General features: G+C 63.6%; 10 protein-coding genes and 1 pseudogene. 9 read left to right on the top strand and 2 right to left on the bottom strand.

Annotated elements, in window-relative coordinates; all coding sequences use genetic code 11:
* From VEZ38_RS09640 to VEZ38_RS09660, 5 genes and pseudogenes are all read left to right on the top strand, one after another.
* Positions 1–378, top strand: a pseudogene (locus VEZ38_RS09640) (DNA alkylation repair protein); the annotation flags it as partial.
* 87 nt (positions 379–465) lie between these two features.
* Positions 466–3,201, top strand: a complete 2,736-nt coding sequence (locus VEZ38_RS09645) for an ATP-binding protein (protein ID WP_324893143.1) — start codon at positions 466–468, stop codon at positions 3,199–3,201.
* Positions 3,198–4,115 carry a protein-glutamate O-methyltransferase CheR gene (locus tag VEZ38_RS09650; RefSeq protein WP_324893144.1) on the top strand — a complete coding sequence of 306 codons (918 nt, stop codon included), beginning with the start codon at positions 3,198–3,200 and terminating at the stop codon, positions 4,113–4,115. Before VEZ38_RS09645 ends, VEZ38_RS09650 begins: the two co-directional genes overlap by 4 nt.
* Before the next feature lie 14 nt (positions 4,116–4,129).
* Positions 4,130–5,785: an ATP-binding protein gene (locus VEZ38_RS09655; RefSeq protein WP_324893145.1), complete on the top strand. Its 1,656-nt coding sequence runs from the start codon at positions 4,130–4,132 to the stop codon at positions 5,783–5,785.
* Complete coding sequence (locus tag VEZ38_RS09660) at positions 5,782–6,051, top strand: hypothetical protein (RefSeq protein WP_324893146.1); 270 nt, start codon at positions 5,782–5,784, stop codon at positions 6,049–6,051. The genes VEZ38_RS09655 and VEZ38_RS09660 overlap by 4 nt, the downstream gene beginning before the upstream one ends.
* 246 nt (positions 6,052–6,297) lie before the next feature.
* Here the strand turns inward: VEZ38_RS09660 and VEZ38_RS09665 are convergent, their stop codons facing one another.
* On the bottom strand, positions 6,298–7,194 hold the full coding sequence (locus VEZ38_RS09665) for a GNAT family N-acetyltransferase (protein ID WP_324893147.1): 897 nt from the start codon (positions 7,192–7,194) through the stop codon (positions 6,298–6,300).
* Positions 7,195–7,208: 14 nt separating this feature from the next.
* On the bottom strand, positions 7,209–8,765 hold the full coding sequence (locus tag VEZ38_RS09670) for an ABC-F family ATP-binding cassette domain-containing protein (protein WP_324893148.1): 1,557 nt from the start codon (positions 8,763–8,765) through the stop codon (positions 7,209–7,211).
* Between the two features lie 144 nt (positions 8,766–8,909).
* Here VEZ38_RS09670 and VEZ38_RS09675 point away from each other — a divergent pair, with 144 nt between their 5' ends.
* From VEZ38_RS09675 to VEZ38_RS09690, 4 genes are all read left to right on the top strand, one after another.
* Positions 8,910–9,404 carry a hypothetical protein gene (locus tag VEZ38_RS09675; protein WP_324893149.1) on the top strand — a complete coding sequence of 165 codons (495 nt, stop codon included), beginning with the start codon at positions 8,910–8,912 and terminating at the stop codon, positions 9,402–9,404.
* Positions 9,401–9,907: a hypothetical protein gene (locus VEZ38_RS09680; RefSeq protein ID WP_324893150.1), complete on the top strand. Its 507-nt coding sequence runs from the start codon at positions 9,401–9,403 to the stop codon at positions 9,905–9,907. Before VEZ38_RS09675 ends, VEZ38_RS09680 begins: the two co-directional genes overlap by 4 nt.
* Positions 9,904–10,752: a thermonuclease family protein gene (locus tag VEZ38_RS09685; protein ID WP_324893151.1), complete on the top strand. Its 849-nt coding sequence runs from the start codon at positions 9,904–9,906 to the stop codon at positions 10,750–10,752. The genes VEZ38_RS09680 and VEZ38_RS09685 overlap by 4 nt, the downstream gene beginning before the upstream one ends.
* 81 nt (positions 10,753–10,833) lie before the next feature.
* Complete coding sequence (locus tag VEZ38_RS09690) at positions 10,834–10,929, top strand: YjcZ family sporulation protein (RefSeq protein ID WP_324893152.1); 96 nt, start codon at positions 10,834–10,836, stop codon at positions 10,927–10,929.
* The last annotated feature ends 432 nt before the right edge of the window (positions 10,930–11,361 follow it).

Raw genomic sequence — 11,361 nt, forward strand, 5'->3', positions numbered from 1 at the left:
CCAGAGGCGCTCGCGCTGTTCGGCGTCGGCGACGCGGGCGGCGTCCGGGTCGAAGGCTTCGCGCCGTCGAACGCCGTCGTGCCGTGGGGCGGCGAGCTGTCCGCGACGTTCGGGCTTTGCGTCGACGGCGACGGTCCGCGAAGGCTCCGCATCGAGTACGCCATCGAATACGTAAAGGCGAGCGGCGCTCGGACGCGCAAGCTGTTCAAGCTGTCCGAGCGGGTGTACGCGCCCGGCGAGGCGGCGCTGTCGTTCCGGCAATCGCTGCGCGACCGAACGACGCGCAAGCATTATCCGGGGGAGCACGCGGCCGCGATCGTCGTGAACGGCGCGGAGCTGGCGAGGTTCGCGTTCCGATTGGAAGAAGAGCGGCCGTGAGCCCTCTTCTTTATTTTTTTAGCGAAAATCTCTAAAAATATGATAGGCTATTTATATGAAAAACGTTACAAATGGAGGCCGAAGCGATTGAGTATACGTCAACGCATCTATTTGGGATTCGCGTCGGTCATTGCGTTTATCGCCGTCTTCTCGGTCGTGATCGTTCACATCATGTCCGGGATGTACGACAACACGGAGCGGATCGGGACTTCCCTGTACACGAAGGTGCAATACGCCCACGACATTCAAATTACGGTCGGGCGCATGAACGAGGCGCTGCCGAATTTGCTGCTCTTCGAGGATCCGGTGGAGTCGCTGCGCACGATCGCCGCGGGGCGGGAGACGCTCCGGAGCATCCACAGGGAATTGGCCGGCATGATCGAAACGCCGCAGGGCAAAGCCTACTACGAGGAAGCAGGACGTCTGTACGCTTCATATGAATTGGAGACCGACAAATATATCCGGTTGGCGGAGGCGGGCGAAACCGAGGCGGCGAGAGCGTTCCTCGTCTCGATCATCCAGCCGAAAGAAGCCGAGCTGATGGCCGCGCTGGACGACTTCACGGCGCTGCAAGAACAGCTGATGATCGAACAGGTCGCGGATTCGGAGCGGCAGCATCGGATCGCGATGACGTTGATGTGGATCGGCATCGCGCTGACGGCGCTGTTTTGCGGCGCGACGGGAATTGGGGTCGTGCGGAGCACGCTGCGCAGCATTCGCTCGATCTCGGACGTCATGAACGGGATTCAGGAACTTGCCACCGTATCGGAGCTGCCGCGGATGCGTTTCGAGGCGGCCGACGAGATGGGTGCGATCGTCAAATCCTACAATCTCATGGCGGACGCCTTGGAGTCGCATGCGAAACAAGACGCGGCGCACCATCGATGGCTGGAAGCCCAAAATTGGGTGAAATCGAACGTCGCCGGCGCCATGAACGCTTGCCAGGGCGCCAAGACGGTCGACGTCTTCGGCGAGCGGCTGCTCAGCCACGTCGTGCCGGCGATCGGCGCGGCCGCCGGCGCCTTATACTTCGCGGACGCGACGAAAGCCCCGGACCGGTTCGTCCGGGTCGCCGCGTACGCGTTCGACCCGACGTCCGAAGTCGTCGAATGCGCGTTCCGGCACGGCGAAGGGCTGGTCGGGCAATGCGCGGCCGACGGCGCGCCGATCATGCGCGAGGCGCCGCCGGGGTATTTGCGCATCGTCTCCGGCCTCGGCCACGCCGATGCGAATTACGTGCTGCTGCTGCCGATCCGCTTCGAGGGCTCGGTCGTCGCGGTGCTCGAGCTGGGCGCCTTCGCGCCGTTCGAGCCGCGCGCGATGGAGTTTCTGCAGGAGCTCGCGGCGGGCTCGCTCGGCGCGTCGCTGCAGAGCATCTCGTACCACGTGCGGGTACAAGCCCTGCTCTCCGACTCCCAGACCTACGTCGAGGAGCTGCAGACGCAATCCGAAGAGCTGCAGCAGCAGCAGGAAGAGCTGCGATCGCTGAACGAGAAGCTCGCGGAGCAGTTCCGTTATTCGGAGCAGCGCGGCAACGAGCTGGAGCAGATCCGGGCGGAGCTCGAGGCGAAGGCGGTCGAGCTGCAGGCGAGCTCTCAATTTAAGTCCGAATTTCTTGCGAACATCTCGCACGAGCTGCGCACGCCGCTGAACAGCTTGCTGATTTTGGCCCAGATGCTGGCCGACGACGCGGAGCGTACGATGTCCGACAAGCAGCGGGAATACGCGAGAACGATTTTGTTTTCCGGCAACGAGCTGCTCGCGCTGATTAACGACGTGCTCGACCTGTCGAAGATCGAGGCAGGGCAGATGACCCGGTCGGAGGAGCCGATCGAGCTCGGCTCGTTCGCGGCGGACGTCGCCCGGCAATTTCGCGGCGTAGCGGAGCGGAAAGGGCTTGCGTTCGACGTCGACGTGGAGCCCGGCGTCGCGGAGGCGACGCTCTTGACCGATTCGCGGATGCTGCAGCAGATCGTGAACAACTTGCTCTCGAACGCCTTCAAATTTACGGACGCCGGCACGATCGCTATGCGCATCTATGAAGCTATGCCCGTGCCCTCGGAGACGCCCGCGCCCGAGGGTGCGGTATGGGTGGCGTTCCAGGTGCGGGATACCGGCATCGGCATTCCGGCCGAGAAGCATGAGTTGATCTTCGAGGCGTTCCGGCAGGCGGACGGGAAGACGACGCGCAAATACGGCGGAACGGGGCTCGGCTTGTCCATCTCGAAGGAGCTGTCGAGGCTGCTCGGCGGCACGATTCGCCTCGAGAGCGAGGAGGGCCGCGGCAGCACGTTCACGGTGACGATCCCGATGCGCCCCTCGGACGGCGCGCGAATCGGCGCCGGCGAATCGTTGGCGCCGAGCGAGCAGCCGTTGCTGCACGACGGCGGCGAAGCGGCGCAGGGCGCTGCCGCCGACGCCGGAGGCAATGTTTCCTTCGGGAAAATATTGCTCGTCGACGACGATATCCGGAATGTATACGCATTGACGGCGGCGCTGCTGGAGCAGCGGTACGAAGTCGCGTACGCGGAGGACGGCGCCAGCGCGCTTGCGGCGCTCGAGGAGCAGCCGGACATCGACTTGGTGCTGATGGATATGATGATGCCGGGGATGGACGGCTACGAGGCGACGCGACGCATCCGAGCGGACGCGCGCTTCGCGAAGCTGCCGGTGATCGCGCTGACCGCCAAGGCGATGAAAGAAGACCGGGATATGTGCCTGGAAGCGGGCGCGAACGATTATGTAAGCAAGCCCGTGAAGCTGGACAAGCTGCTCTCGCTGCTCCGGGTATGGTTGGACGATTCCGGGGAGCGGAACCGATGAGCGGGCTCCGGCCGAACGGGCCGTCCGCCGACTTGCAAGCGACAAGCCGAGGGGAGGACGGAAGCGGGGCACGCCGCCCGGAGTCCGCGGCAGTGCCCGAGGACCGGGAGCAGCAGACGGAGCGGGTGGAAATCGAACTGCTGCTGGAGGGCATTTTCCGAATATACGGGTACGACTTCCGCCATTATGCGCTCGGCTCCATCTGCCGCCGGGCGAAAGTGCGGATGCAGGCGGAAGGGCTCCCGACCTTATCGGCGCTGCAGGCCTTGGTGCTGCGCGACGCCGGGGCGATGCGCAGGCTGCTGCAGGATTTCAGCATTCCGGTGACGGAGATGTTCCGGGATCCGGCCTACTTCCTCGCGCTCCGGGAACGGGTGCTGCCGGAGCTCGCATCGCTGCCGAGCTTTCGGATTTGGCATGCCGGCTGCTCCACCGGGGAAGAGGCGTATTCGATGGCGATCATGCTGCGGGAGGAAGGGCTCGAGGGCCGGGCGACGATCTATGCGACCGACATGAACGAGCGCTTGCTCGAGACCGCCCGCGGGGGGCGCTACCCGATCGCCCGCATGAAGCAGTATACGAGCAATTACTTGCGCGCGGGGGGGCGGCAGCCGTTTTCGGAATACTACTCCGTCTCCGGCGACGAAGCGTGCTTCGACCCGACGCTCCGCAAGCATATCGTCTTCGCCCGGCACAACCTGGCGACGGATCATTCGTTTAATGAATTTCAATTGATCTTGTGCCGCAACGTGCTGATTTATTTCAATCCGGCGCTCCAGAAACGAGTGCTCCGCTTGTTCCGCGACAGTCTGCCGTCCGGCGGCATTCTGGGGCTCGGCGTGAAGGAAGCCGTGCTGAACACGTTGGAGTGGTCGGAGCTGGATCAGTCGCTGCGGTTATATAGAGCTTTGTAGGTGGGGGGCTGAGCATGAACGAGCGGGATCACCTCCGGAGGGAACCCGATGCGTCCTTCGAGGAGAATGTGGATATCCTAATGGTCGACGATCGGCCCGAAAACTTGCTGGCGCTGGAAGCGTGCTTGGCGTCGCCCGCGTACCGGCTGATCGCCAAGCCGTCGGGCGAGGATGCGCTGCGTTACGCGCTGCAGGCGGACTTGCGTCGGCTTGCGCTCATCCTCATGGACGTGCATATGCCCGGCATGGACGGGTACGAAACCGCGATGCTGATGCGCGAACGCAAGGAGCTTCGCCATGTCCCGATTATATTCATCACGGCGACGTATAAGTCGAAATCGAACGTGAAGCAAGGGTACTTGTCAGGGTCGATCGATTACGTATTCAAACCGTTCGACCCGGACATTCTGCGGTGGAAGGTCGAAAATTTCGTCAGCCTGTACCGGTACCAGCGGGAGCTGAATCACAAGAACGCCCTCCTGCAAGAACGCAACCGGGAGATCGAGCTCGTCAATCGCCGGCTGACGGACGCGGAGCGCAGACTGCTGCAGCATCAGAAGGTGCTGGAGCAGGTCGTCGAGGAACGTACGAAGCAGCTCCGGGAAGCGAATCAAGAAATATACCGTTCCAACCGGCGGTTTCGCACAGTGTTTTACACGAATCCGAACCTGATCGCGATCCGCCGTCTGCACGACGGAACGTATTTGGACGTCAACGACGCGTGGGAGAAGGTGACGGGCTGCGACGTCGAACGAATGAACGCGTTAGGGGAAGCGGCGCTCGGCATCCGCGAGAGCGACCGCCGCGAAGCCGATCCGCACGACGGGTCGAAGCAAATCGAGTATACGACGCGGAGCGGGGAACGGCGGCATGGGCTGCTGTCGGCGCAGGTGCTCGAGGTAAACGACGAGCCGTGCGAGCTGATCGTCATCACCGACATTTCCGAACGCGTGGCGCTGCAGAAGCACTTGAACCGGCTCGATCGGTTGAACCTGATCGGGGAGATGGCGGCGGGCATCGCGCACGAAATCCGCAATCCGATGACGACGATCCAAGGCTTCCTGCAAATTTGGCGAAAGTCGGAGGCGCCGCTGCCGGCGGAGCATATCGACCTGATGCTGTCCGAGCTGCTGCGCGCGAATCAAATCATTACCGAATATTTGTCGCTCGCGGGCAATAAAGAAAGTCAGTTCGGCTTGCATCGCACGCAAGCCCTTATCGAATCGGTCTCGCCGCTGCTCCAGGCGGTGGCGGTCATGGCCGAGAAAAGCATCGAAGTGCGCTGCGAGTCGGAGGGCGTGTACGTGCGAGCGGACGAGAACGAGATGCGGCAGGTGATTCTAAACCTGGCGAAGAACGGGCTGGAGGCGATGGACGCCGGCGGTTGTTTGACGATCCGCACGCACGCCGACAGCGAAGCCGCGATCATCGACGTAATCGACGAGGGACCGGGCATTCCGGACCATGTGCTGGAGAAGCTCGGGACGCCGTTCTTCACGACCAAGGAGCAGGGAACGGGGCTCGGGCTGGCGCTTTGTTACAGCATCGTGGAGCGGCACCAAGGTACCTTGGCGGTAACCTCCGGACCGCGAGGCACGATGTTCAGCTTGCGTCTTCCGCGCGTCGCGGAGGACGAAGTGACGGAAGGAACGAGGGAGGTGGAAGCATGAAATTCGCCATCGAAGGGGCGCAGCTGCGCGTCGACCCGGAAGAAGGGTATGTCGGTCAAGTGCGCTTCCGCGTCGAGGGGCACCCGAAGGCGTACGAAATTACGCTCTTCAGCGAGAAGGGCAAGGCATGGGACTACGGGCTCCATTTCGCCGACGAGTCGGGCAGCGAGGAGCTGATCGATGCCGTCGAAGCGTTCCTGGAGGAGGACGACGACGCTTTCGACGCGCTCGTCGAGGCGGCGCTCGCCGCGAAGGATCAGGCTTGAGGGCACGCGCGTAGATCGAGAAGACCCCGGGGAACGGGGTCTTCTTTACGGTTGGGCACTACTGCCTGCAGATATGCAGGTATTTCTCGTCTTCCGCCCTTTGCGAGGCGCTGGATATGCAAAAAACGTAGTTGATAAGCGCTTACATCGCCGCTTTGCGAGGAAAATAACTGCATATTTTGCAGTTCGGCGTCGCCCCCGCCCTCGCCTCCGCAGCCGCTATGCGAACGCGAGTAAGAAGGCATGTCAGCAGCGGAGGCCGTCCGGAAGGACGGCGCGCTGGCGGTAATGGAAGCGGGATCGCGGCTCGAACCCGAGCTTGCGGTACAGCGCGAGCGCGGGCGCGTTGTCCTCGACGACCTGCAGCCAGAGCGTCACGGCGCCTTGCGCCTTCGCCCACGCCGCGAGCGCGCCCATGAGCCGTTCCGCGGCGCCTTGCCGGCGGCGGTCCGGGGCGACGATGACGTTGCTGACGCCGGCGTAGCCGCGCTCCGCGACGACGGTGGCGAGCGCGGCCGTCGCGCCGTCCGGCGTCGTCAGCCGCGCGAACGCCTTAGGCGGGCCGATCGCGCCGAAGATGTGCCGGTACGCCGCGGCGCGCGCCGGCTCGAAGCCCTCGAGGCGGATAAAGTCGGCGATCCACGCGTCGTCGGCCTCCTCCTCGAGCACAACTTCGAACCGGCCGTTCTCCGACGCGCGCCGGAGCGTCTCGTCGGCGGCGCCCGTCATGAGGAAACAAGGGAACCGCTTCTCGTAGCCGGCCGCGGCCAGCGCGTCGTCGACGCCGTCCGGCGTGCCGTCGCTGACGAAGAAGCAGGACGGCAGTCCACGCCGGCGATAAAACGTCTCCGCCGCGGCCAACCAGTCCCCTTCGGGCACGTCGCCGACGGTCCAGACGCTGTTCGCGCGCATCGTGACGCCGAACGTCGCCCGCAGCCGCCAAGCGCCGAGCGCTTGGGACGTGTACGGCGCCCACGCGTTGGCCGCGAGCTCCTCGAGCAGCCGCACCTCGCGTTGCCGATCGCTTTCCGCCGCGCCGCTGCCGGCCGCGCCGTTGCCCGCAGCTCCGCCACCCGCTGCGCCGCTCGCCGCCGGCCGGCCTTCGCCCCCGGCGGCGCCGCTCCGCCCGTCCGGCTCCGCCATATCGACCGCCTCCTCTAGAATACCTTCGTCGTCCACGACTCGCAGTTCCACACGTCCGTCGCGACGTCGCGGTAAAATTCCGGTTCGTGCGAAATGAGCAGCACGCTGCCCTTATACTCCTGCAGCGCCCGCTTCAGCTCGGCCTTCGCGTCGACGTCCAGATGGTTCGTCGGCTCGTCGAGCACGAGCACGTTCGTCTCGCGGTTGATCAGCTTGCACAGCCGCACCTTCGCCTTTTCCCCGCCGCTCAGCACGTCGATTTTGCTCTCGATATGCTTCGTGGTCAAGCCGCATCGCGCCAGCGCCGCGCGGACTTCGAATTGCGACATCGCCGGGAATTCGCTCCACACTTCGTCGATGCACGTCTTGCCGCTGCCGCCCTTCACCTCTTGCTCGAAATAGCCGATATGCAGGTAATCGCCCCGCTCCACCTCGCCGGCCAGCGGCCGAATTTCGCCGAGGATGCTGCGCAGCAGCGTCGTCTTGCCGATGCCGTTCGCGCCGACCAAGGCAACCTTCTGCCCGCGTTCCATGCGCAGGTCGAGCGGCCGCGACAGCGGCTCCTCGTAGCCGATGACGAGACCCTTCGTTTCGAAAATGAGCTTCCCCGACGTCCGCGCCTCCTTAAAGCCGAATTGCGGCTTCGGCTTCTCCTTGGCGAGCTCGATCACGTCCATCTTGTCCAGCTTCTTCTGCCGCGACATCGCCATGTTGCGCGTCGATACCCGCGCTTTGTTGCGCGCGACGAAGTCTTTCAAGTCTTCGATTTCCTGCTGCTGCCGCTTATATGCCGATTCGAGCTGCTGCTGCTTCGCCTCATAGACGGTCACGAAGTGGTCGTAGTCGCCTACGTACCGGGTCAGCTCCTGATTGGCCATATGGTAAATCAAATTGACGACGCTGTTCAGGAACGGGATGTCGTGGGAAATTAAGACGAAGGCGTTTTCGTACTCTTGGAGGTACCGCTTCAGCCACTCGATATGCTTCTCGTCGAGGTAGTTCGTCGGCTCGTCGAGCAGCAGGATGTCCGGCTTCTCGAGCAGCAGCTTCGCGAGCAGCACCTTCGTCCGCTGGCCGCCGGACAGGTCGTGCACGTCCCGGTCGAGCCCGATGTCGTCGAGCCCGAGGCCGCGCGCGATCTCCTCGATCTTCGCGTCGATAATGTAGAAGTCGTTCGTCGAGAGCGTATCTTGATACGTGCCGACGTCCTCGAGCATGCGCTCCATCTCCTCGGGCGTCGCCTCCGCCATCGCCTCGTACAGCCGATTGATTTCGGCCTCCATGTCGAACAAATATTGGAACGCCGTCTTCAGCACGTCGCGCATCGTCTGCCCTTTCGTCAGGACGGCATGCTGGTCGAGGTAGCCGACCCGCACGTTGCGGGCCCATTCGACCTTGCCGGCGTCCGGCTCGAGCTTGCCCGTGACGATGCTCATGAACGTCGACTTGCCTTCGCCGTTCGCGCCGACGAGGCCGATATGCTCGCCCTTCAGCAGGCGGAACGAGACGTCGTTGAAGATGGCTCGGTCTCCGAAGCCGTGGGATAAATTCGTAACCGTGAGAATGCTCATTGCGGGACACGCATCCTTTTCCGATATAGATGTATTCCTGAATTATAAAGCCCGCGCCGCGCCGGCACAATGGAAATCGGGTTAGCGCTCGGCAATGTGGGTATAATAGGGGAAACTTTTTGCCGGAAAAAGGAGGCTTGCCCAGTGCGGACGTTCGACGACATGCTGTTTACCTTCCTGCTGTTCGGGACCTGGTTCGTCATCGCCCTCTTCTGGGCTCGGCAGCCGCGTTTGCCCAAGGACGTCACCTTGTTCGTCGTCATGCTCATGTCGATGATCGAGACGATCCTCTTTACGATCGCCACGATGACGCTGCGGCTGGTGTCGTTTCCCGAGCAGCCCGAGATGTTCGTGAATCACTTGCTGCTGCGCAACGTACTGCGGCCGACGATGTATTTGTTCGCCGTATCGGCTTGGTTTCTCAGCGACGCGCGCTGGAAGCGGTGGTCCGGGTGCGCGGCCGTCGTGCTCGGGCGGATGCTGCTGACCTGGACGGTGGAGCGGCTCGGCATCCTGAAGTTCGAGAAGATCGGGTACGGGCACTTGGTGCTCGGCGACATTGCGTTGGTCGCGCTTTCGGTGCTGGCGGCCTGCGCGTTCGTACGGTATACGCGAGGGGAGCGGGGGGCGCTCGCATGAAGGTGTGGGACACCGCTTGGAACGCTAACGAGTGGTTCGTCGTCGGCTTGACGGTCGTCGGCGTCGCGTTGACGTGGCTGCTGCCGCGGCGGTTCACGCGCAGCGCGACGGTGCTGTTTATTGTGTTCGGCGCATATTTCGGCGTCTTGTTCGACCATGCGTTCGCCGTGGAGCCCTTCGATTTTTACGATGTGAACGATACCGGGGCGTTCGAGTTCATCGATTTCTTGACCTACATCATGTACGGACCGTTCGGATATTTGTTTTTGTATCTGTACGATTGGCTGCGCATTCCGGGGCGGCTCGCCCCGCTGTACGTGCTCGTTTGGTCGGCGTTCGGCATGGTGCTCGAGGGCGTCGGCGCGCATCTCGGCGTCTTCCATTACAAGAACGGTTATGAATTCGATTACTCGTCGATCGTGTATTTGGCGCTTCAGCTTTGTTCCTTAGCGTTGTATCATTACCTCATGAGCCAAAACCAAAGGAGAGAAACCGGAGCATGAGCATGGTTACGCGATGGCGGCGGGCGGGCCGTCCGGCGGCGGCGCTGACGGTTGTCGGCGCCGCCTTCGCGGCGCTGCTCGCCGGCTGCGGCTTCGGCGGCGGCGCCGCGGACGTCGCGGCGGAACGAGCGTGCTACGCCGTCACGCGCGTCGTCGACGGCGACACGTTCAAGATCGACGCCGGCGCGGGCAAGGACGACACGGTGCGGCTGCTCGGCGTCGATACGCCGGAGACGGTGAAGCCGGACGCGCCCGTCGAGCCGTACGGCCCGGAGGCGAGCGACTTCGCGAAGCGGCTGCTGACCGGGCGCACCGTCTGCCTCGAGACGGACGTGCGGGAGCGGGATCCATACGGCCGGCTTCTCGCTTACGCGTACTTGGAGGACGGCACGTTCGTGAACGAGCGGCTGCTCGCCGAAGGGTACGCGACGGTGCTGACGATTCCGCCGAACGTCCGCTTCGCCGATCGGTTCGTCGCGGCGCAGCGCGAGGCGCGCGAGGCGGGCCGCGGGCTGTGGGCGGCGCCGGACGCGGAGGCGCCGGGCGCGGCAGGCGGCGGAGCGTCGGGCGGCGGAGCGGCGGGTGCGGCGTCCGGTGCGGCGGGCGGCGGAGCGGCGGGCGGCGGTGGAGGCGCGGCGGCGTCGGGCGCGGCAGGCGCGGCGTCCGGTGCGGCGACGTCCGCCGAGCGCCCTCCGGCCACCCCCGACGTCGGGCCGGACCGCGACTGCGGCGACTTCGCCGCGCAAGCCGAGGCGCAGGCGTACTTCGAGGCTGCCGGCGGCCCGTCGCGCGACCCACACCGGCTCGACGGCGACGGCGACGGCATCGCCTGCGAAGGAAGATAACGCGGACCCGGGCAACCGTCCAATCCGCTGCGCCTCCTTGCGCATACATTGTTCTTGTAAGCGTAAAGGAGGTGAGGCTTCATGGCAGCAGTTGGCGGTGCATTCACTTCCACGGGCGCGATCCTCGTATTGTTCATCTTGTTGGTTATCATCAGCCGTACGATGCTTGGCTACTAATCGGTGGCAACCTAGGGAGCCTCGGGATTTCGATCCTGGGGCTTTCTTTTGTTTTGGCTTTGGTGTCGGCGTCTACTCGACTATCATCCGTGGGCTGCGGCGCTCGGCGCTCGGCCCGGGGCGGCGGGAAAGCGCAAATTTTGAGCTTAACCTCGGATTAAGAGCAAAATTTGAACATAAGAGCGGCGGGGGCGGTGCGGCGGCGTATTGAGCGAGGGAGCGCGGGGCAGCGGCAGTTCGGCGAGGCGGCGGAAAGAGCAAATTTTGAGCTTAACCGCGAAAAAAGAGCAAAATTTGAACATAAGAATGGCGGAGGCGGTGCGGCGGCGTATGGAGCGAAGGAGCGCGGGGCAGCGGCAGTTCGGCGAGGCGGCGGGAAAGCGCAAATTTTGAGCTTAACCTCGGATTAAGAGCAAAATTTGAACATAAGAG

It is taken from the genome of Paenibacillus sp., from assembly GCF_035645235.1.
Classification (GTDB): domain Bacteria; phylum Bacillota; class Bacilli; order Paenibacillales; family YIM-B00363; genus Paenibacillus_AE.